18 protein-coding genes and 1 pseudogene are annotated in these 21,374 nt (G+C 45.3%); 13 read left to right on the top strand and 6 right to left on the bottom strand.

The window, feature by feature from the left end:
• Positions 1 to 155: pseudogene (locus BK127_RS44565) on the top strand (cell wall hydrolase); the annotation flags it as partial.
• 340 nt (positions 156 to 495) lie between these two features.
• Here the strand turns inward: BK127_RS44565 and BK127_RS32040 are convergent.
• Positions 496 to 1,257 (bottom strand): SDR family oxidoreductase, encoded by a 762-nt coding sequence (locus tag BK127_RS32040; protein ID WP_076236171.1) that lies wholly within the window; start codon positions 1,255 to 1,257, stop codon positions 496 to 498.
• Positions 1,258 to 1,288: 31 nt separating this feature from the next.
• A complete protein-coding gene (locus BK127_RS32035; RefSeq protein ID WP_076236170.1) occupies positions 1,289 to 1,657 on the bottom strand; it encodes a MerR family transcriptional regulator in 369 nt (122 codons plus the stop codon).
• A 297-nt stretch (positions 1,658 to 1,954) separates the two neighbouring features.
• On the opposite strand from BK127_RS32035, the gene BK127_RS32030 reads away from it, so the two are divergent.
• The 4 genes from BK127_RS32030 (at position 1,955) to BK127_RS32015 (ending at position 5,687) form a co-directional block, all read left to right on the top strand.
• A complete protein-coding gene (locus tag BK127_RS32030; protein WP_076236169.1) occupies positions 1,955 to 3,145 on the top strand; it encodes a macrolide family glycosyltransferase in 1,191 nt (396 codons plus the stop codon).
• Positions 3,146 to 3,229: 84 nt separating this feature from the next.
• A complete protein-coding gene (locus BK127_RS32025; RefSeq protein WP_076236168.1) occupies positions 3,230 to 3,640 on the top strand; it encodes a GNAT family N-acetyltransferase in 411 nt (136 codons plus the stop codon).
• Positions 3,641 to 3,676: 36 nt separating this feature from the next.
• Complete coding sequence (locus BK127_RS32020; RefSeq protein WP_083689754.1) at positions 3,677 to 4,516, top strand: helix-turn-helix transcriptional regulator; 840 nt, start codon at positions 3,677 to 3,679, stop codon at positions 4,514 to 4,516.
• 205 nt (positions 4,517 to 4,721) lie between these two features.
• The gene (locus BK127_RS32015) at positions 4,722 to 5,687 is read left to right on the top strand and encodes an aldo/keto reductase (RefSeq protein WP_076236175.1); all 966 of its coding nucleotides are present in this window, start codon (positions 4,722 to 4,724) and stop codon (positions 5,685 to 5,687) included.
• Between the two features lie 102 nt (positions 5,688 to 5,789).
• Here BK127_RS32015 and BK127_RS32010 read toward each other — a convergent pair whose 3' ends face one another.
• Positions 5,790 to 6,458, bottom strand: a complete 669-nt coding sequence (locus BK127_RS32010; RefSeq protein ID WP_076236167.1) for a TetR/AcrR family transcriptional regulator — start codon at positions 6,456 to 6,458, stop codon at positions 5,790 to 5,792.
• Between the two features lie 228 nt (positions 6,459 to 6,686).
• Here BK127_RS32010 and BK127_RS32005 point away from each other — a divergent pair, with 228 nt between their 5' ends.
• Together BK127_RS32005 and BK127_RS32000 are read left to right on the top strand one after the other, a co-directional pair.
• Entirely contained in the window at positions 6,687 to 7,853 is a 1,167-nt protein-coding gene (locus BK127_RS32005; protein ID WP_076236166.1) for an MFS transporter, read from the top strand.
• Positions 7,854 to 7,931: 78 nt separating this feature from the next.
• Positions 7,932 to 9,365: an aldehyde dehydrogenase family protein gene (locus BK127_RS32000; RefSeq protein ID WP_076236165.1), complete on the top strand. Its 1,434-nt coding sequence runs from the start codon at positions 7,932 to 7,934 to the stop codon at positions 9,363 to 9,365.
• Positions 9,366 to 9,463: 98 nt separating this feature from the next.
• Here the strand turns inward: BK127_RS32000 and BK127_RS31995 are convergent, their stop codons facing one another.
• From BK127_RS31995 to BK127_RS31985, 3 genes are read right to left on the bottom strand one after another with little or no spacing between them, the layout of a single operon-like run.
• Positions 9,464 to 10,246 (bottom strand): sugar phosphate isomerase/epimerase family protein, encoded by a 783-nt coding sequence (locus BK127_RS31995; RefSeq protein ID WP_076236164.1) that lies wholly within the window; start codon positions 10,244 to 10,246, stop codon positions 9,464 to 9,466.
• A gap of 22 nt (positions 10,247 to 10,268) precedes the next feature.
• Complete coding sequence (locus tag BK127_RS31990) at positions 10,269 to 11,150, bottom strand: TolB family protein (protein ID WP_076236163.1); 882 nt, start codon at positions 11,148 to 11,150, stop codon at positions 10,269 to 10,271.
• Between the two features lie 31 nt (positions 11,151 to 11,181).
• Entirely contained in the window at positions 11,182 to 12,207 is a 1,026-nt protein-coding gene (locus BK127_RS31985; RefSeq protein ID WP_076236162.1) for a sugar phosphate isomerase/epimerase family protein, read from the bottom strand.
• 283 nt (positions 12,208 to 12,490) lie between these two features.
• Between BK127_RS31985 and BK127_RS31980 the strand changes: the two genes are divergently transcribed.
• The 6 genes from BK127_RS31980 to BK127_RS31955 all read left to right on the top strand — a co-directional run bounded on the left by BK127_RS31980 (position 12,491) and on the right by BK127_RS31955 (position 21,371).
• Positions 12,491 to 14,296 (top strand): methyl-accepting chemotaxis protein, encoded by a 1,806-nt coding sequence (locus tag BK127_RS31980; protein ID WP_076236161.1) that lies wholly within the window; start codon positions 12,491 to 12,493, stop codon positions 14,294 to 14,296.
• Positions 14,297 to 14,435: 139 nt separating this feature from the next.
• Positions 14,436 to 16,667 carry an AraC family transcriptional regulator gene (locus tag BK127_RS31975; RefSeq protein ID WP_076236160.1) on the top strand — a complete coding sequence of 744 codons (2,232 nt, stop codon included), beginning with the start codon at positions 14,436 to 14,438 and terminating at the stop codon, positions 16,665 to 16,667.
• 166 nt (positions 16,668 to 16,833) lie between these two features.
• The gene (locus BK127_RS31970) at positions 16,834 to 18,492 is read left to right on the top strand and encodes an extracellular solute-binding protein (protein WP_076236159.1); all 1,659 of its coding nucleotides are present in this window, start codon (positions 16,834 to 16,836) and stop codon (positions 18,490 to 18,492) included.
• A 22-nt stretch (positions 18,493 to 18,514) separates the two neighbouring features.
• On the top strand, positions 18,515 to 19,495 hold the full coding sequence (locus BK127_RS31965) for an ABC transporter permease (RefSeq protein WP_256711539.1): 981 nt from the start codon (positions 18,515 to 18,517) through the stop codon (positions 19,493 to 19,495).
• A gap of 21 nt (positions 19,496 to 19,516) precedes the next feature.
• On the top strand, positions 19,517 to 20,395 hold the full coding sequence (locus BK127_RS31960) for a carbohydrate ABC transporter permease (RefSeq protein ID WP_076236158.1): 879 nt from the start codon (positions 19,517 to 19,519) through the stop codon (positions 20,393 to 20,395).
• A gap of 271 nt (positions 20,396 to 20,666) precedes the next feature.
• The gene (locus tag BK127_RS31955; protein ID WP_076236157.1) at positions 20,667 to 21,371 is read left to right on the top strand and encodes a response regulator transcription factor; all 705 of its coding nucleotides are present in this window, start codon (positions 20,667 to 20,669) and stop codon (positions 21,369 to 21,371) included.
• The last annotated feature ends 3 nt before the right edge of the window (positions 21,372 to 21,374 follow it).

Here is a 21,374-nt window from a genome sequence, read left to right as displayed (position 1 = left end):
AATTTTCCCTATGGTATTTCCGTCCAGGAACGTTCGAAAATCCCGGACCATGTCCGCCAACTTGGTATAATCAGCCGCTCGTAGGACGATACAAGAAGCACTGTTTTTATGAACCCACCGCGGAAGAATGTGAAAATGTATATAATACATTTTAATTTTATAAACGAAAAGAACTCAGGATCTCTTAACCTGACTTGTCACAGCCATGTGTCGGTTGACAAGAACTTTATCTCATTAAGTGCCGCGTAAATCGCGGCTTCTTTGGGTTTAGTGGAATAAAGTTGTTGTCGGGTTAGAGATTGAACTAGCGGAGAACGATGGTTCAAAAACAACCAGAACGCGGCAGCCGTGTTGTGCTAATGGGCAGCTTAGTTGGTTAGGGAGAACTATAATAAGAAAACTCGCCAACATTGCGGCGAGTTTTGCTTTTTTGTATATGCCAATAACAAATTCAAAACACGGTACACATTGTTACCACTTTATTCGCAGTTATGGTCATTCCATTGTGCTTTTCATTGCCTTGTACATATTTTCTACGTGTTTGTCAACATCATCCCGTGACATGCGTAAGCGATCCACGGAAGTACCATATCCAATTTCCTTTTTACCCTCTTCTAGTCCTTTGAAAATTCCATCTGCGAAGGCGTCTAGTGGTTCTCCATGCACATGTAACCCCGCTCCACCTAAATCTGTATTCACTGCTGGAGGAGCAACTTCAATGACTTCTACAGACGTTTCAGAAAGTTGGTGTCTTAGACTCACTGTAAATGAATGAAGCGCCGCTTTTGTTGCTGAATAAATCGGAGCGATCACAAACGGTGTAAAAGCTAGCCCGGATGTCACGTTAATGATAGCTGACTCTTCTTTTGCTGCAAAATATGGAGCGAACAGCATAGAGAGATGGAAGGGCGCTTCAATGTTGGTTGTGATTTCTTTACTGAAATAACTCCAATTGTTTTTCGCGTCCGCTTGTAACACATTAAAGCGTTGTTGGATCCCTGCATTGTTAACTAATACATTCACTTCTGGATAGTTCGCTGTTACCCAATCAAACAAGGCAACACGCTCGGATTCAATATCCAAATCACTTACACGAGTAATAAGACTTGGGAATTTTTCTTTCGCATTTTGAAGAATATGTTCACGTCGTCCACTAACAATGACTGTATTTTCAGCTTTGATAAAACGTTCTGCAAAAGCTAATCCTATCCCAGCACTTCCGCCGGTAATAAGTATTGTATTTCCTGAAAGCTTCATGATCGTTCCTCTTCTCCATTATTTTTTCGTCTTATTTATGTTGAATGCGTTGGGTATAACGTGTAATTTTTACTTGAATTCCCTTTAGGGATTCTGTCATCGATGATATTTCAGCTAGCACAGCTTGCTTGTGATGATTCATCATTTCAAGTCGCAGTTCAATAGTTTTGTCTCCTTCTACCACCCAATCGATATATTGCTTAATATCACTTATTGGCATGTGCGTGCTTTTTAAACAAATAACGGTTTCGAGGAGCGAAATTTGATCTTCTGAAAATAACCGTCTACCAGCTGCATCACGCTCGATTAATGGTAGTAATCCTTTTTTTTCATAATAACGTAACGTTGATTCAGGAATATTGAATTTGGTGGCAGCTTCGCTAATTGAACAATATTTCATTTGGAGACCTCCAAAATATATCTTACTACGTCGACAGGAATATCATACGACTTAAACCTTGGTTTAAGTCAACAAAAAATATTAACGGGTACTATGAGGGGCTTGCTTCGTGGCATCTCCTCTTTTGTTTATTAAACTAACAGCTAGAATAGCGGAATAATATGGTGATCAAAATTTTGAAATTTTCAAGTATTGTACTATGATAAACTTAATTCCATTATTTGAGCTGAGCGATGGTAGGGGAAGCCCATTACTCTTACACAATTTAGAGAACTGTATACCTAAGGAGTGGTAGAAATGGCACGTGTTTTATTTATTAATGGTGGATCAGAAGGACATATCAATCCAACTATTGGGGTTGTGCAAGAGCTTATTTCGCGTGGAGAAGAGGTTGTATACTTTTGTATAGAAGCTTTTCGGGAGCGTATTGAGAAGACGGGAGCTTCCGTACGAACATTTGACGATCAAAAATTTATAAAAGCCTTCATCTCAGGTGGAAGAAACTATTTACTCGAAAGAATCAACGGTCTTTTACTTACGACAGATATAGTCATACCAAGCGTTCTTGAACAGATCAAAGGAGAGCGTTTTGATTACATCATCCATGATTCCATGTTTGGTTGTGGACGTTTACTTGCTCAAATTCTTAAGCTTCCCGCAATCAATTCTTGTACTTCTTTTGCGCAGACAGAAGCTTCATTCGATAAAATGATGGAACAAGTTTCCACAAAAGTCCCTACAGAAATAGTTGATAAATTTCAAAGCCTGATTGGAATGGTGAAGGAAAAATATGATGTGGAGATTCATTCTCCTTACGAAGTTTTTTGTAATCCTGCACCACTTACAATCGTTTATACAACTAGGGAGTTTCAACCTTTCGGAGAAGCATTCGACCAAACTTACAAATTTGTAGGTCCATCCATCTCCTCACGATTAACTCAAGAAAACTTCGACCTTACTGCAATCAAGGAGAAGAGCCCAATTTACATTTCACTGGGCACTGTCTTTAACCAAGCAATTGATTTCTATAAGCTTTGTTTGGAGGCATTGGGGAACACGGATCATACTATTGTCATGTCTATTGGGAATAAAACTCAAATTTCTGATTTAGGGGTAATTCCTAAAAACTTCATCGTAAAAAATTATGTTCCACAAACTGATGTATTGAAATACACCAAATTATTTATTACACATGGTGGAATGAACAGTACCAATGAAGGTCTCTATTACGGGGTTCCGTTAATTGTAATCCCACAAAGCGCGGATCAGCCGATAATTGCCGGGCAAGTTGTTAATATCGGAGCAGGCATTAAATTACAAATGCAAAGCTTGACAGCAAATCAACTACGTGTAGCCGTAGATCATGTGTTAAACCTCTCATCTTTCAATAAAGCTTCTGCACAAATTAGGGAATCCTTTCAAAGATCAGGTGGATATCACCAAGCTGTTGATGAGATTTTCGAATTTAAAAGTCGATATCATATCTAAATATATAGATGTATTAGCTACTCTTATTGTTAACTTTTTCTCAGCGGTTACTACAACTTCTTTTGTACATGCAGGGGGTTAAATATGAAAATTGTTGTTGCAACGGATTCAGACTATGGGTACATACGAGACCGTGACCATCATATTCTAGAGAGCTTAATATTGCCAAAAATAAAAGAAAATCAAATATACATGCTGCGCAACCAGGATGAAAGTAATATCGGATGGATGAGGTATGGATATTTCTGGGATAACACACCTTTCATGAATATGATTTGGATCGACCAACAATATCGAGGTAAGGGTGTAGGCAAGCGAGTCGTTCACTTTTGGGAAGATGAAATGAAACAAAAGGGTTTCAAATTGGTCATGACGTCAACTCTGGCTAATGAAGAGGCACAGCACTTCTACAGAAAGTTAGGATATAAGGATGCAGGATGTTTATTACTGGAAAATGAGCCATTGGAAATCATACTAACTAAAATAATAATTTAAATAAAAATTTAATTACGGACACAAGAGGTGATTTCAATGCTCAACCGAAACGGCATTAACGGCAAAATCGTTAGCACGGACATGAATAGCACTCGTGCCAAAACGCTGGGCGTTTATCTGAAATCACGCCGGGCACAGCTGCAGCCGGAACAGGCAGGGCTGACAAGGTCGCATGGCCAGCGCCGAACACCGGGCTTGCGGCGTGAGGAGGTCGCGATTTTGGCAGGAGTTAGTGCGACCTACTATACGTGGCTGGAGCAGGGACGGGAAGTTGCAGTGTCCCGGGATGTGATCGAAAGCATTGGCAGGGCACTGCAGCTGAACCCGGACGAGCATGTGCATTTGCTCGGACTCTGGAACGCCAACGAGCCTGAAGCGGTGACGTCGATTACAACGGAAGTAAAGCCGCAATGGCAAGAGATCGTTAATCAGATGGCTTTTCCTTGTTTTATCAGCAATGATCGGGCCGAACTGCTGGCATGGAACCGCGCGGTCGATGAACGGATCGCGGATTTTTCGTCGCGACCTCCGGAGCAGCGGAATATGATGTCAATGCTGTTCACTGATCCGGAGATGCGCAGTCGCCTGGTCAACTGGGAAGAGATGGCGGCGCATTCGGTGGCTATTTTTCGCACCTCTTACGATAAATACTCGCATGACCCGTGGTTCGCGCAGTTTGTTGCCGAGCTCTCCAGGGAAAGCTCTGAATTTGCCGCCTTGTGGAAGCTGCATCGTGTGGAAATTAAAAAGGTGACACGGGTTTTCTACAGCATGCCCGGCGATAATCAAGTCCTTGCCTATGACATCAATTCGTTGGCATTTACTGTGGATCATTCCGATCTTCATTTGTGCATTTATTCTCCGGCGGCGGACTAGCGTCATACAGGAACTGTGATCTGTCGCCTTGACTGTGTTGTCCATCCTCTTTGCTCCGGGAGTTAATAATTTGCGATCCTGGTAGTCCTGTTACTAGTAAAAGCGTACTGTGGCTGCTCTCGGAAATGCGGTTTAGAATAAGATCATGCTTTAGCGAAGCATATTCGAAATTGCGGAAAAGAGGCTTACTAAGATGGAAAATAAGATGATACAGCGAAAATTGGGTAGTCTCGGGCTTGAAGTTTCAGCCCTTGGTCTTGGCACGATGATGATGCCGGACAACGAAGAGTCGGTACACACCATTCACGGTGCGCTTGATCTTGGCGTCACGCTGTTCGATACGGCGGATATTTACGGTGATGGATTTATGGAAGGAAAGTTCGGAGGTAACGAGCGTCTGGTTGGCCGTGCCTTGAAAGGACGTCGGGACAAAGCTGTGATTGCGACCAAATTTGGTATCGTTTCACCGGATCTGAAAGCGCACGGACACCCGGCTTATGTCAAAAAATCAGTCGACGCCAGCCTTCTTCAGCTTGGCATCGATTATATCGACCTGTACTATCAGCATCGCATCGATCCGAATACGCCGATCGAGGAGACGGTAGGCGCCATGGCGGAGCTCGTCCAGGAAGGCAAAGTTCGCTATATCGGCCTGTCGGAAGCTACAGCCGATCAGATTCGTCGTGCGCATGCGGTTCATCCGCTCACCGCGGTGGAAACCGAATATTCACTGTGGAGCCGCGAAGTGGAAAACGAGGTGCTGCCGGTGCTGCATGAGCTCGGCATCGGCTTTGTGCCGTACAGTCCGCTCGGACGCGGTTTCCTGACCGGACAAATTCGGACCTTTGACGATCTGCCCGAAAATGACTATCGACGCTATTTCCCCCGCTTCCAGGGCGACAACTTCACCAAAAATCTGGAGGTCGTAGCCCTGATTGAGCAGTTTGCCGCCCGCAAAGGTTGCACATCGTCCCAACTGGCTCTCGCTTGGCTGCTCGCGCAGGGCGAGCAGATTGTTCCTATTCCCGGTACGAAGCGGATGGACCGAGTGCAGGAAAATCTCCGCTCGCTGTATGTGACGATCTCTGCAGAGGAGTTGGCGGAGATCGAACGCATTTCTCCGAAAGGCATCGCAGCGGGAGAGCGCTACCCGACTTTTTTACAAGCTTGATCCCGGTCAGATGGAAGATTAATTGAACTCTTCTAACAATATGCAATCGTAACCAATCGATATTCCGTAGCGAGGCTCGTAATCAGAGACCTCGCTTTACTATTACAATGTCCGATTAAACTTTTCTACAATATGATCTATCACTGGTTGAATTTTTGCATCGTCCACAATCGACATCTTCTCCGCTTTGAATAATTGGATTTTTTTGAAATGATAATAATCATAAAGCACTTGTTGAATTGACATTTGGTTATACAGCAAATACTTAACATTAATAATTTCTCGAAGCAATATATCGTCTTGAAGCAAAATAAACTTCTCATTTACTTGATTGAAAATGCCTTTACTTTTGCCATCCTGATAGAATTTAAGGGTCTGTTGTTCGCGTTTGTTCAAAGTACCTTTCAGATCATCGTATAAATCCGGATAAGCTGCTTGAAGATCCTTTAAAAATATGTCAGTAATCTTTCCTACAAGCGATACCGACTGTTCAAACAATTGTTGAAACCAAACCCCGAATGATTTCTCGCCATCCTCCATATTCCAATCTTCCTGTGTTTCTATATAATCCACAAAAATTCGCACAACGCCTTCGATGACTTCTTCTTTTGAAGAAAAATGCTTATACATAGTGGCTCTGCTTACATCCATGTATTTGGCAATGTCATCCATCTTCAAGCTCTGAAAGCCGTCCTTCATGACGGATGAGATTAATTTTTTTAGCAATTTATTTCGTGCTTGATCCTGCTGTTTCTCTATGGGCATGTTCATTATGTTCCCTTCTGCAAACTCTTCTCCTCATTATACATAACAATGAAATGAATATAAACATAAAATACAAAATAGACAAATTAGATATAAAATGTTTACTTTGAATTTAATCCGTGATATTCTTCTAATCAGCGACAAGAGAGGGGCAGTGAGTATTGATGAGCGTGTAGAACCTCATGGCATGAACGTTATAGCGGAGAAAATGAAATAACAGAAAGAAGGAATATCATGAATTTAAGATCCAGGATTTCATTATTATGCCTGGCAGTAACTGCAACTTTTGGTACTATGATTGCTGCACCGGCGGTAAAGCTATTAGCTGTTGCTTTTCCCGATACCAATGCTTTACTCATTCAATGGGTTGTGACCTTATCTTCCCTATTTATTTTGCCGACTTTATTTATGGCCGGATATCTGTCCAAAAGATTTTCAAGAAAGAACATCTTAATTATTGGACTGCTGCTTTACCTTGTTGGCGGAATTGGACCTGCTTTTGCCAGCTCATTCACCTTGATATTAGTGTTCCGGGCGATTCTTGGTCTCAGTATCGGGTTGATTTCTCCGACGTTCAACTCCTTGATTGCAGAAAACTATCAAGGCAAGGAAAGGACGCAAATGAATGGTTTCGTTACCGCAATCAATGGAATCGGGGGAGCCATATTTCTATCCATCGGGGGGATTATTGCTTCCTATGGCTGGAGAGAAGTATTCTTTACCTATATTTATGCAGTGATACTTCTTATTCTGGTCCTATTGTTTTTACCTAAATTCCCTCCTATACAATCACATGAACAAGGTGCTGAATCATCAGCAAAGCTGCCACGCTTCTTTTATGTAGTTGCGATTGCTGGTGGAGTACACGCCATGTTGTATTTTCTAATACCAACCAACTTGTCGCTATTTATGACGGATAACGGGATAGGATCTGTATCTGCGGTTGGATATCTATCTGCTCTATCATTGATCGGAGTTTTTGTCGCAGGGTTGGTCATTACCTTGCTAACACAAGTGTTCGGAAGGATGCTTGTCCCGTTCACATTGATGTTGATGGCCGTTGGATTTTTATTGATAAGTGTCGCCCATTCTATCTGGACAGCAGTTATTGCCGTATTTTTGATCGGCTTTGCGGAAGGATTGCTTTTTCCGATGACATTTAATAAGACGGCAGAAATCGTTCCGAAGGGAAGTTTAACGTCGGCTATATCAGTATTACTATCATGCATCTACGCGCTTCAGTTCATAAGCCCTTTGTTCATGAAAGGAACTCAATTGCTGTTTCATTTTTCCTCTAGTAGAGAAACCTTTATGTTGGTGGCTGCCGTTTTAGGGTTAACCATGATTGGTTATATACCCTTTGCCATAACAAGAAAGCTGCAAGAAAGACAAAGTGCATAAACCAATTACGGTTTGTTAATCATGAAGTCATGAATTGGGGAACGTAAAGCGCGATAATAAAAAGGATGGTGTTTATTCATGAGAAATATAGATCAGATTTATGTAAATGGGCAATTTGTTAAGCCTTATGGCAATGAAGTACAGGATCTCATTAATCCTTCGACTAAAGAAGTCATCGGTCGCGTGACTTTGGGTAATGCTGAAGATGCACGGCGAGCCATAGCTGCAGCAAAGGAAGCTTTCAAAACCTTCTCACGAACAACGGTAGAGGAACGGAGCCAGATGCTGCATAGATTGCACGATGCGATTATGGCATATTCGGATGCCTTGATGGAGGCCAATATTAATGAATACGGTGCTCCCAAACTCGCGGCAATCGGTCGTGTTCATTTGGCAGCTGCGAATTTTCTGGATACGAAGCAAGCATTAGAGGAATTTGAATTTGTTAAATATATTGGAAAAGCTAAGGTTGTCTCTGAACCTATTGGCATTATCGGTATTATTACACCGTGGAACGCAAGCTATTCGCAAATTACAGCGAAACTGGCTTCTGCCATCGCAGCGGGATGTCCTGTTGTGATTAAGCCGAGTGAGCTTAGCGCGATCCAGACGCAGATGATAACAGAATGCTTCCATAAGGCCAATATTCCTGCCGGCGTCATCAATGTGGTTAATGGTTTGGGTCAGACGGTTGGCGCTGAGATGACCCGAAATCCAGATATTGCGATGATATCCTTCACTGGCTCCACGCTAGTCGGAAAAGAGATCCGTAGAGGTGCTGTGGATACGATGAAACGGGTGACTTTGGAGTTGGGTGGGAAGTCGCCCAATATCATTCTGGACGATGCAGACTTTTCTACAGCCATTCCAACCGCAATTAAACAATGTTTTACTAACAATGGTCAAGCATGCGTTGCGGGGACACGATTGCTAGTTCCCAAACATCGACTTGAAGAAGTAAAACGATTGGCTAAGGAAGCTGTTGAAACAATGAAAGTGGGTAATCCGTGGGATGAAGATACTATACTAGGCCCTATTGTAACTGAGAAGCAATATAACCAAGTTCAACGATTCATCAAGTCAGGTATTGAAGAAGGTGCGGAATTGGTCATCGGAGGAGAAGGTCATCCGGATGGTCTGCAAAGGGGCTACTTTGTTAAACCAACTGTTTTTGCTCATGTTACTGAAGATATGATTATTGCAAAAGAAGAGATATTCGGTCCAGTATTGTCCATTTTGACCTATACCACAGAAGACGAAGCCATCGAGATGGCCAATAATACAGATTATGGCTTAGGGGCATACTTAAGCTCTTCTAACATCGAGAAAGCCAATGAACTAGCCTCCCGCATTGCAGCTGGGGTTGTGCTCATCAATGGAGCCGGCTTTGAAATGAAAGCACCATTTGGAGGTTTTAAACATTCTGGAATCGGCAGGGAATATGGCGTGCATGGTCTTGAGGAGTGTTTGGAAACAAAAACGATAACGGGTTATGATTCTGTACTGAAATAAGGTGGCCGACAATTGTCTGGATGGACGAACATGAACGACAAGAAAAACTGCCGCTAGTACCGTAACGGCAGTTTTTTGGCGTTCATTACACCAGCTTCTTAATATTTGTTCTGTGCTTGTATTACAGCACGTCGCAGCGTTAATAAATCATGCTCTGCTTCCAGATATTCATTGTTGCCGCCCCGGAACTCCAAGGACCAGCATCCCTTGTAGCCTGCTTGGCGAAACAGCTGTATCTTTTGCAGCAGCCCCTGCCCCGCAAAATCCACAAAAGCCCGGTCGAACTGAACGTGAGCGGTGAAGGGGGCAACCATTTCGTCTCCAATTTCTTGATCTGTCAACCAACGGCTCACATTAAGTACAATGCCGAATCCAGGAGAGGATATTTCTGCACATAGCCGTTTAAGATTGTGGGGGACCTGGGAACCCTTCTGGTGAGTCTGCGGTCCAACCCGAAACCCGTGGTCATGGGCATACTGCGCGTATTCCCGGTAACGTTGGACACAAAGCTCAAATTGTTCATTTGTCAGCTCTAGTGCATTTACGCCCATATCAATCCGCAGCGTTTGAACGCCCCACCTGCGAGCAATGTCAAGGTATAGGAGCGCCTTGCGATAGCGCTGTTCACGAATGTCAGGATCGTCATGCCAAATGTCGACGCCATCTACAGCAAGGTTCGCAACGGTCAATCCTTCTTCGTCCAGGGTTTCCTTGATGCTCTGTATGTAACCTTCCTCCGTAGATGCCAGCATGCCGCTCCAAATATCTGCATGATGAAGCCGATAGCGGTATTTGATGCTTTCTAAATAGCCGAATAGATTGATTTTCCCTGCTTTGAATAAAGCATGGAATGACCATGAACCGATAGAAAACACTTCCATGTGAACACTTCCCTATTAGTTATTAGTCCTTCAGTCTGTAACTCACAAAAGCCAGCTGTCTGCTGTCAGGCGCCCAGGAATTGACGTTGATGGTGCCCTGCCCACCGAACAGCTTGACCAGTGTACGAAATTCGCCTCCAGAACTGGACATTAAGCGAATTTCTACATCTTTGTTTGCTGGATGGTCGCCAGGGGCAACATCGCCCTTGCGGTAAGAGATAAATGCGGCCAATTGTCCATCTGGTGAGATATGGGGGAACCAATTATTGCTCTCGTCGAACGTCATCTGTACTTGCTCGCTGCCGTCTGCCTTCATGCGCCACACCTGCATGAGACCCGTCCGTACCGAATTGAACCAAATGTATGTGCCGTCCGGCGAATATTCCGGGCCATCATTAAGTCCGGGAGAATCGGTCAATCGTGTCTCCGTGCCGCCGTTTGTTGGAATGGTGTAGATATCATACTCGCCGTTGCGCTCTGCGCAATAGGCCAACGTGCTTCCGTCAGGAGACCAACCGTGCAAATAGCTGGGAGCGAGTGGTGTGACCAGAATTGGATGACCTCCCTGTAACGGGAACGTGTAAATTCGGGACTGGCCGTCTTCATAAGTGTGATGGCTTACCGCGACGTTCGAGTTATCCGGAGACAGCACATGGTCGTTGTTGCATTGAATGGCGTATCCGGAATCGATCACGGTACTTTCCCTCGTTGTCATGTCAAAGGAGTAGAGGCGGCCCAAGCTGTTATATATGAGTCGTTTCCGGTCGTTAGTCCAGTTAGGAGCCTCAATCAAGAAATCGAATTCGGCCAACACACTGCGTTCGCCGCTTTGCACATCCACGGTTTCCAGGCTACTGAACACATTTCTGCCTGCAATTTTGCGGGGTTCTTTTAAAGTATTCATCGTTTGTTCTCCCTTTGTTCCATAGTTATGATTATTTGGTTTTCGTGCTTGCTGAAGCGGCTCTTATTTGTTCAAGGAAATCACGGATTTGTTCAAAAGGCGGCTCATCGAGCTGGTTCGGATGATTGGGATCACTATTCACCCAAAGCGTCTCGAGCGGAATATGTCCGCGGTAATTGCTGTATCGAATGCGGGTAAACAGCTCTTCAAGATCTACCTGGACATCCGTATCCGGAGAGGTTGGTTTTTTCTTGACCTGAAAGTTTACGGTATAGGGAAGCACGGCTTCGATATCATCATACCAGCTATAACCAATTCCGGTACGATCCCCAAATCTTTTGTAGCAGCCTGTATCATTCACCACGCCGATATTGGGGTGATCCACCCATTCGAGAATCCGGATCACCTGGTCGGCTGTTGAAGTCATGTCTCCATGATTTTGCATACCGATCTTGACACCTTTTAGAGCGCCATAATCGGCACATGCTTGTAGAGCGGGCACAATTCTTTCTTTAGCAATCGTTTCCCAGTCTGTGCTCAAAATGTCCTTGGAGATTTCGCCCGTGAACACACGAATGACAGGTGCACCCATGACGGCAGCGACATCAATCCAATACTTGACACGTTGTATATCCAAAGCCCTTCTTGCTTCGCTAGGGTCGGCAAAATCGTTCTTAACACCCGTTCCACTGATGGCGATCCCCAGTTCCTCACATAGCTGCTTAATATTTCGGGCATAGGCAAAAATCTCTTCATCCGATTTGGTCGGCATTGTGAGATTATCATACCCTGGAATGTAATACGAGGTAATATCCACGGAATCAAACCCCGCTTCTTTGGCAAATCGGATAGCCTGCATGGTGTCGATTGGAGGTGCACCTGCTGTGCTTCCATTCAACCACGAGCTCAAATTATGACTGAAGCTGTAGAAATTAAGGCCGAGCTTATAATCTCCTGTGTAATAAGAATCTCTGCGGCTGTCAATTAGATAATGGCTGGTAGGAATTTGTTCATAAACGCTAGCGAACTGATCTTCATTAGTTTGCATCGGACTCATGTCATTGCTCCTCTCCATGCTTTCCCATAATAACAATGCTAGTATACTCTATTTTGGTAGTGAAGCCTGAATCAATCTTTTGATTTCTGATGCAATAGTATGATTGAGTCAACGATTTCTTATCATTCGTTTAACAGATTCATCAATCGATGATGTTCTATAGGTTCATATAGATTTTATCTATTACATTAATCATAATAACAAATAAAATTGATATTCATCTGACATTTCTCCGTTACAGTTATTAATAGGAAGCCAAGCTTGTGATGGAGGAGATTTATGTATGAAGATTAGAGAATTACGGTTACATCGTGGTTGGTTGGACAGGGGATGGGCTGCTATTCAAACTTCGACTCTCACACTCACCGTAAGAAAAAAACTGCTGGGGTCTTTTTTGGTAATGATTGTACTTCTAGGTGTACTTGGATGGATCAGCATGAGCAGAATAGCGTCGATGCAGCAGGAAAACGAGAAAATCACGAGCTCCTGGTTATTTAGTATAGAAACGATTAACAGGATCAATTTGCTGGCTGAACAAATGCTGGCCCTGCAAGCAACGATGATCATGGAGCCAAATGAGGACAACAAAAAGCAGTTTATGCCTGAGGCGGGAAAGCTGTTCACCGCGATTGAAGGCAATATGGAGCAATACGCAACCAAGATTAGAACCGAAGAGGAGCAGGCTTATTTCGATGCTTTGTCTAAAGCGTGGAGGAATTACAAGGATTATTATTCCGATGCCTTTGTCTTGTCAACGAGAGTGAACTTCGTAGAAGGCTCTGGCACGTATGCAGGTCAAATTACGAAGATGCTCACCAGCTCACAGGGTGCTTATCAGACGATGCAAAATCAGATTAATCTGTTAGTCCAACTGAATCATGATGGCGCAATGGCCTCCACGGAGGAAAGCAAGCGTCTTTATCAAAACGCGCTGAGGGATACGATCATCACGCTTCTTATTGCTGTAGCGGCAGCCATCGGATTATCGATGGTGATATCCAACCATTTTGCCAATCCGGTCAGGCAGGTATCGTTAGCACTGCAGCGAATCGCGGAAGGTGATCTGACACTGAACAATCTTCAGGTGAGCAACCGCGATGAAATCGGTCAGTTGGTGAATTCCCTGAACAAGATGTCTTTGAATCTGCGGACACTTTTGTTGCAAATACAAGGCGCATCTATCCATGTAGCTGCTTCCTCTGAACAGCTTCTGGCAAGCTCCGAGAAAAATGCCAAGGCGGCTGAGCACGTCACCCAGTCCGTTCAGATCGTAGCTGCGGGGTCGGAGAACCAGATGCAAAGCGCAACAGAAACCAGCATGGCGATGGAGGAAATGACCATGGGCGCGCTGCGGATCGCTCAGTCCACGGCCGAAGTCTCAGAGCTGGCTATAGAAACATCTCGCCAGGCCGAAGCTGGGAACAGCACGATGCAAGCTTTTGTCGGTATTATGAACAACATTAGTGATTCGGTTAGACGCTCCGGGGAAGAGATGCATCGATTGGAAGGACATTCTCATGAAATTGGATCGATTACGAAGTTGATCGGCGATATAGCCAAGCAAACGGTTATGTTGGCACTGAATGCAGCCATTGAATCGGCAAGAGCCGGAGAGCACGGACGTGGATTTGCAGTCGTTTCCCAAGAAGTGCGCAAGCTGGCAGAGCAATCTAATGTAGCTGTTAAACAAATTACGGACATCATTAATAAAATTCAAAATGATACCCAGCATGCTGCAGGTACGATGAGGCAAGGACTACACGCTGTTGAGCAAGGGATCACTGCCATCGAAAACGTAAGCAGCTCTTTTTCAATCATTGTACAGTCCACGGAGAACGTAACTGATAAAATTCAGGATGCAGCCTCGGCGGCACAGCAAATGGCAGCCAGCTCCCAGCATGTTTCCGCCTCTATTCTAGTAATGAGCAGTATCGCACGAACCTCCTCCTCTTCCGCCAAAACGGTGGCAGCCACAACAGACGGACAGCTCGTTTCCGTTAACGAAATTACAGCTTCTGCCTATTCATTAAGTCATGTAGCTCAGGATTTAAGTGATCTGGTTGGCAGCTTTAAGGTAACCGCCGAATAGTCGCTCGACTGCTCTTACAGGGCAGCGTTACACGGACAGAGCAAGCCTGTGAAATCAGGCTCTTTCTGTTTTTTTCTTCTTCATGTATAATATGGAAAAACCTCTGGGATACAGGAGAAAGCAATGAGCAGAAGGCCGTATGAAAAATAAATGGTTCTACCGTCTACTATTTTCTTATTTTCCGATTTTCTTCAGCCTGACGTCCGTGCTGATTATCATGACGTTTCTCCTGTTGAGTGAGCTTTCCCAAAGGGAAACGGTGAACGCAAATCAGCAGTTTGTTCGTCATATCATTCAATTATTCGATCATTCCCTGCAGGAAATCGACAGCGCTCTGATCAAGGAGATCGAGACCGACGAGCGGCTGAGGGCTTTTTTCCATGGGGATAATGGGCAATCTTATTTTGATAAATATGAAATATCCAAAAAATTCACGCAGATGAGCACATTTGACAGCTTTGTTGACTCTGTTTATTTATACCGTTATTCCGATCAAATGGTGTTAAGCACGAACACCTTTGTGCCGCTGGATCGGTTCGGAGATCGTGAATTTGTGGAAAGCCGCGTTGCTGCCGAGACACTGTATACGCTTTCCAACAGACGCTCCTATAAGGAGTTTCAGGATCAGGAGCGGTTTCCCGCACCAGTTGTCTCGATTGTGCGTAAGTACCCGCTTCTGCAGGGTGGCGAAGGCTTGATCGTGGTCAACATCGGTTTGTCCAAGGTTGACAAGCTGGTAGCCGAGATGTCCGGATCGAGCAGCTATGTAGTCATCAAGGATGGCAGCGGGCATCTGATTTCGACACCTTCTCGAAAAGACAATAGTCCAGGATCCCAACTGTCTCAGGTGGTATCGGATTATACCGGTTGGCAATTCACCGGAGGCTTTTATGATGATCATACGTTCCGTGTTGCGACCGTATTTTCATACATTTGGGTCGGTGTCGGTTTGATTGTTGTCATGGCCGGCACGATATGGATGACCTACGCGACCCGGCGCAATTACAAGCCGATTCAAGAAATTATGAACCGCATTCAATTGTACTCCAATCATCGAAGCAAGCTCTCCAAGAAGGGACAGGATGAGTTCAAATTCATCGAGCAGGCGCTGGATGATCTAATTGAGCAGTCCAACACCTACGAGAAAATGCATGTGGAGGATTCGGTATATCGGCGGAAGCATTTTTTCTTCGAGCTGCTGGAGGGTTATCGTCTGATTGACATCTATGAATGGGAGAGAGAGCTGGAGCGGCTCAAGCTTCCCACGTCCTTTCATTCGCTTGGAGTGGCGGTATATGAAATCGATAAGTACTATGAGGTGTCGGCGAAATATTCTCAGCGCGATTTATATTTGCTCAAATTTGTATTGAATAGCGTGGTTAAAGAGGTGGCGGAATCCTGCGGTGTGACCGTATGGACGGAGTGGACCGCGCAGCATCAGCTTACGGGTTTGTACCAAAGCATGGAGGAATCGGTGGCGGCGGAAGCACATATCAAGGAAATGGCAGAGCGGGTACGGGCGTGGGTGCAGGCTAATCTGGATTATACGGTGACGGTAGGTGTAGGTGGCTGTGTAGAGCAGATTGCCGATATCCCGGTTACCGACAGTGATGCCATAGCAGCTCTGGCCTATAAAGCCAGTATGGGGCTAAATCGTGTAATCTTGTACCAGGACGCTCGAATAGGAGAAGGACAATCGTATCGGGATTTACAGCTAATTCGCGATTTTGCCCGTGTATTCCGAACAGGCAGCGAGGACTGGAGACTGATTTATGAGCAGATTTTTCAGCAAACGCGTGCAAACAGGCAATCACGGGAGGAGCTTGTACAGCTTCTGAACTTATTTATTGATCATTTATATCGGGAAATGATGGAGCTATCAGCAGATATTCAGGACGTATGGAAAACAGATACAATACTGCAAATCAACCGGCTGCGGGATACGTTTGATCTTGTGGAGGATGCAGAGATGCAGCTTGCCAGCATCCTGGCAGCATTCGCGGACCAAATTCGTGACATGCAGCAGCAACGAAGTCACTACACGTTAATCTGTCAGGTTAGAGCCTATATCGACAAAGAATATGCCAATACGGAGCTATCTTTAACCCACTTGTGTGATTTATTCGGTCTCAATGGCAAGTATGTGAGTCGTCTATTCAAGGAAACGTTCGGCGAGAAGATGGTCGATTATATGATGCGCGTACGAATCGAACGAAGCCAGCGGCTGCTGGAGGAAACGTCACTATCGTTGCAGCAAATCGCTAACCAGGTTGGCTATATTCATGATATTTCCTATATTCGCGCATTCAAAAAGCTTATCGGCACAACGCCTGGAGATTATCGCAAGCAGTATGAGAAAAGCCTGTCATGACGGGCTTTTTTCTTTTCGGTTTATTACGGATGTTTGGCTAGTTGCGCGGTTTTGACCATTCGGTTAGTCGTCGGAAACATGTAAATTGCGCTGTTGGTCGTTGGGAAGCTATAGTGCAATCAGGAACGAGGCTGTAAAAATTTAGACGACAAGGGGAGTACCAGACATGGCACAGCAAGGTTGGAAAACAAGGGTCAGGAAAGGCACGTTGTTATTAGCAGCAACCGGTGTATTTGCAGCAGGTTGCAGCACGAATTCGGGACCCACCAACGGAACAGGCAGTCCGGCAGCGGCTACGACTTCAGAGAAACGAGGGAACATAACCGTATCGATTTACGATCGCAACAACATCCCGCCGGAGGAAGGCAATTGGGAGAGAAATCGTTGGGTAGAATGGGTTAACAAGAACGGGCCAGTGGATGTCAAATATGTGCCGGTGCCGCGCTGGGAATCACTTCAGAAATTTAATGCGCTATTTGCTACCGGTACCGCACCTGATCTTGTTCTGGAATACGATGCTGGCTACCGGAACCAATGGTACAGCCAGAAGCTGCTTATGCCGCTGGATGATGTGATTGAGAAGTATAGCACGAGCTACAAGGAGTTAATGAAGCAGTTCCCGCAACTGAAGAAGCTGGGAACAAAGGATGATGGCAAAATATATGAAATCGGCAAGGTTACGCCTTTATCGGCACTTCACCGCATTTATATCCGTGAAGACTGGCTGCAGAAGCTTGGAATAACAGCACCCAAGACAACCGAGGAGTTTTTGACTGTGGCCAAGGCGTTCGCCTCACAGGACCCGGATGGCAACGGGAAAGCGGATACGTTCGGGCTTAATTTGAGCGGTAATGCGATGTCCATCATATCCCATATGTTCGGTTTTGGCGAGGTGCAGTGGCGCTTTGAGGGGGATAAGTTCATTCACGAGTGGGATCGGATTAAGGCTTCGGTTGCCTTCCAGAAAGAGCTGTTTAACGCGGGAACTGCCGATAAGGACTTTCTGGCGGATAAAAACGGTGAAAAGGCTAAGCAGGATTTCCTGTCTGGCAAGCTGGGCATGTATCTGCATCAGGACATCAATGATAAGGATCTGGACGCGTTCAAGAAAAATAACCCTGGTGGTAAGCTCGCGATACTGACACTGCCCAAATCGCAATTCGGGCAGTACAGCCCGGTCGTTAGCAGCCCGATTCAAATGGTCGGTGCGATCAATGTGGGAGCCAAGGACCCGAAAGCGGTCATGCAATATGTGGATTTTATGATCAAGCCGGACCATGCAAGAACGATTCAAAGCGGTGTTGAGGGTACACATTGGAGTAAGGACGCTGTCGGATGTCCGAAGCCGATCGATGCCGAGAAGAATAAAAAAGAAATCACGTATACGGGTGACCTTGGGATGATGGCATCCACACTGTTATTTGGCAAATGCTCGTTCAGCGCACAGAAGCCACAGGACACGGAAACACTCAAGCAGCTGCGGGAGCTGGCTTTGCAAGCAGACAGCGCATATGTATCCAAGGACCGTCCTATACCGACCTTGAAGCCTGAGTATTTACCGGTATTGCCACAGGATCTGTCCCTTGTCGTCAAAAATTCGGAGCAGCAAATTAAGGACATATGGCTCAAAGCGATTGTCGGCGGAGGAGGTTATACCGCAGAGCAGGCACTTGCCGATGCCAAAGGAATATGGGATAAATCAGGCGGCCTCAAGGTCGACGAGTTTTACGCTAAATGGTATGAGACCAACAAATCGAAGGCGTTTCTGCTTGATGATTTATACAAATTTGGCGAAGACGCTGTGAAGCTGTACTCGGATAAGTAAGCTCGAAGGGAGTGAAGGCCCGATGGGCACATCTAATCGTATGGAATCAAATCGGGTGATTGGCTCTATGCAGCCGCAGGCTGGTAATCGCACTACCGTTAAAGGTTTTGCCAGTAAACGGTTTAATCGTAATCTGCCATTGTTAATCATGTTCATTCCGGTTATCGCTTTTTTTATTACCTTCCGTTATATCCCGATGCTGGGCGGTATCATCGCCTTCAAGCAGTATAATCTGATGCAGGGTATTTGGGGCAGTCCGTGGGCGGGTCTCGATAATTTTCGCATGATCTTCCAAAACCCTCTAACACTGCAAATCATCCGTAATACCTTTATACTCAGCTTCATCAATATCGTGATCGGCTTTCCATTTCCGATATTGGCAGCGGTCATGCTGAACGAAGTGCGGCGTGTATGGTTTAAAAAATCGGTGCAGACGCTGCTGTATCTACCGCACTTCTTCTCTTGGGTCATCGTAGGGGGAATTGTCGTGACCTTGTTCGGGGCGCAAGCAGGTATCGTGAACACGGTGATTACTGCATTTGGGGGCGAACCTATTCAATTTCTGTACAGGGTCGATACCTGGATGGCGATTTTCTTCGGTTCGTCGATCTGGAAGGAAGCGGGTTTCTCCGCAATCATTTATTTAGCGGCCATCAGCTCGATTGACCCGCATTTGTACGAGGCGGCGAGTATTGACGGAGCGAACAAAGCAAAGCAAATCTGGCATGTCACCCTGCCTGGTATATTGCCAATCATGACATTAATGCTCATTATTGCGGTGGGTAATGTCATGGAGGTTGGCTTTGACCGGGTGTACAACTTGCAGAATGCCTCCGTTTCAGACGTGTCTAGTGTAATTAGCACATATATTTATACCGTAGGCATTCAAGGCGGGATGTACAGCCTGACAACGGCGATGGGTCTGTTCGAAGCGGTGATCGGGCTTGTTCTCGTCGTGCTGGCTAATGCTGCTGCCAAGAAATTTAATCAATCGCTATGGTAACGGGGAAAGGAGTATAACGTCATGAGATTGTCATTAGGCGAAAAGGTGCTATATGCGGTCAATTATTCGCTGCTGTTATTGGCCGGGCTTAGCTGTCTGATTCCGCTGCTGCATCTGGTTGCCCTGTCTTTAAGTGAATACGACGCAGTGGCTTCAGGGTTTGTCGGCATCTGGCCGATCGGGGTTAACCTTGACTCCTACCGGTCTTTGATGGATGGCACACCGATTGTGAAGTGCTTCCAAAACAGCGTAGTCATTACCGGTTTCGGCGTATTGTTCAGCATGCTATTCACGATTCTTGCGGCTTACCCGCTGTCCAAGCCTTATTTTTACTCACGCAAGTTTTTTACAATGGCTATCGTGTTTACGATGTTGTTTGGCATTCAGGTAATCCCGGCTTTTCTCGTTAACCGTGCGCTCGAAATTGTCAACACGTACTGGTCCCTTTGGCTGCCGGGCTTGATCAGCGCCTATAACCTGCTTGTGCTTAAATCGTTCTTTGAGCAATTACCAGAGGAAATGAGCGAAGCGGCGCAGATGGACGGCTGCAATGAATGGAGGCTGCTATGGCAAATCGTACTGCCGCTGTCCATGCCGGTGCTGGCGACATTGATGCTGTTCTATGGTGTAGGCTACTGGAACGCTTTCCAGAGTGTACTGATCAATATTAACGATTCCAACAAGTTCAATCTGGCTGTGCTCGTGCAAAATATGATCGCCAACCAATCCTTACTGCAAAGCATGAACAACTTGCAGCCACAGGATATCCAGGAGCTGTTGACACCACAATCGATTCGGTCTGCCGGTATAATTGTAATGATCGTTCCGCTGCTGGTTGTGTATCCTTTCCTGCAAAAATATTTCGTTAAGGGCGTCTTGATCGGTGCCGTAAAAGGATAGCCATCGTTCGATTCGGGTTTAACACCGTGTAACTATTGACAGCCTATAATTTCAAGAGTACCATTCAATATTAAGGACAGGTCCTCGTTAGGTGAGGCTGTAAGTTTGCTTAATTGAATTTATAATGAAACGAGATATCGATGAAACAGCCAGCTCTCTCTGATCCAAGGGAGAGCTTTTTTTGCGGTGAAGGATATATTCGTAATCTTTACGATCATTCAATATGCTAGATGCAGAGAGCTGAGCGTTTGCGTTTTTGAGGGGGATTGGGTTGGATACTTTAGAACGTAATAAAGTTCTCATCGTTGAGGACGATGATCATATAAGACGTTTTGTAGCGATTAATTTGGATAGAAACCATTTTAGCGTCAGTGAAGCCGCTTTGGGTGAAGCAGCTCTTGGCATGCTTGCTGTAAGTCGGCCTGATGTGGTTGTACTGGACGTTATGCTCCCCGATATGGATGGTTTCGAACTGTGCAGAAGGCTAAGAAATACGGACCCGGAGATCGTCATCATCTTATTAACTGCACTCGGACAAGATCAGGATAAAATTAAGGGGCTTGAGCTCGGAGCTGATGACTACATGGTAAAACCGTTTAATCCACTGGAGCTTGTGGCCAGAATCAAAACGGTATTACGCCGTACCCAGAAAGTTAGGGGACTTGATAGGAAAATACTTCAGTCAGGCTCGATCCTGCTTGATCTGGATTCCAATAAGTTATTTAAACAGGATAGTCTAATCGAAGTTACCCCCAAAGAATATCAGATGGTTAAAGTATTCCTGGAAAACCCGGATAAGGCGTTATCGAGGGATAAGCTTTTGAACTTGATTTGGGGAGAGGATTATGTGGGCGATCCCAAAACGGTCGATGTCCACGTTCGCAGGCTTCGAGAAAAGCTGGAGGACGATTGCTCCAAGCCACAGTTGATCCAAACCGTATGGGGGCTTGGCTATCGTTGGAGAAAGGATGGTTGAATG

The sequence above is a fragment of the Paenibacillus sp. FSL H7-0331 genome (genome assembly GCF_001956045.1).
This window is presented reverse-complemented; position numbering and strand designations above follow the sequence as displayed.

Bases quoted from the DNA above. Each gene is read 5' to 3' on its own strand.
- BK127_RS32040 (WP_076236171.1), bottom strand. From the start codon at position 1,257: ATGAAGCTTTCAGGAAATACAATACTTATTACCGGCGGAAGTGCTGGG.
- BK127_RS32035 (WP_076236170.1), bottom strand. From the start codon at position 1,657: ATGAAATATTGTTCAATTAGCGAAGCTGCCACCAAATTCAATATTCCT.
- BK127_RS32030 (WP_076236169.1), top strand. From the start codon at position 1,955: ATGGCACGTGTTTTATTTATTAATGGTGGATCAGAAGGACATATCAAT.
- BK127_RS32025 (WP_076236168.1), top strand. From the start codon at position 3,230: ATGAAAATTGTTGTTGCAACGGATTCAGACTATGGGTACATACGAGAC.
- BK127_RS32020 (WP_083689754.1), top strand. From the start codon at position 3,677: ATGCTCAACCGAAACGGCATTAACGGCAAAATCGTTAGCACGGACATG.
- BK127_RS32015 (WP_076236175.1), top strand. From the start codon at position 4,722: ATGATACAGCGAAAATTGGGTAGTCTCGGGCTTGAAGTTTCAGCCCTT.
- BK127_RS32010 (WP_076236167.1), bottom strand. From the start codon at position 6,458: ATGAACATGCCCATAGAGAAACAGCAGGATCAAGCACGAAATAAATTG.
- BK127_RS32005 (WP_076236166.1), top strand. From the start codon at position 6,687: ATGAATTTAAGATCCAGGATTTCATTATTATGCCTGGCAGTAACTGCA.
- BK127_RS32000 (WP_076236165.1), top strand. From the start codon at position 7,932: ATGAGAAATATAGATCAGATTTATGTAAATGGGCAATTTGTTAAGCCT.
- BK127_RS31995 (WP_076236164.1), bottom strand. From the start codon at position 10,246: ATGGAAGTGTTTTCTATCGGTTCATGGTCATTCCATGCTTTATTCAAA.
- BK127_RS31990 (WP_076236163.1), bottom strand. From the start codon at position 11,150: ATGAATACTTTAAAAGAACCCCGCAAAATTGCAGGCAGAAATGTGTTC.
- BK127_RS31985 (WP_076236162.1), bottom strand. From the start codon at position 12,207: ATGAGTCCGATGCAAACTAATGAAGATCAGTTCGCTAGCGTTTATGAA.
- BK127_RS31980 (WP_076236161.1), top strand. From the start codon at position 12,491: ATGAAGATTAGAGAATTACGGTTACATCGTGGTTGGTTGGACAGGGGA.
- BK127_RS31975 (WP_076236160.1), top strand. From the start codon at position 14,436: ATGAAAAATAAATGGTTCTACCGTCTACTATTTTCTTATTTTCCGATT.
- BK127_RS31970 (WP_076236159.1), top strand. From the start codon at position 16,834: ATGGCACAGCAAGGTTGGAAAACAAGGGTCAGGAAAGGCACGTTGTTA.
- BK127_RS31965 (WP_256711539.1), top strand. From the start codon at position 18,515: ATGGGCACATCTAATCGTATGGAATCAAATCGGGTGATTGGCTCTATG.
- BK127_RS31960 (WP_076236158.1), top strand. From the start codon at position 19,517: ATGAGATTGTCATTAGGCGAAAAGGTGCTATATGCGGTCAATTATTCG.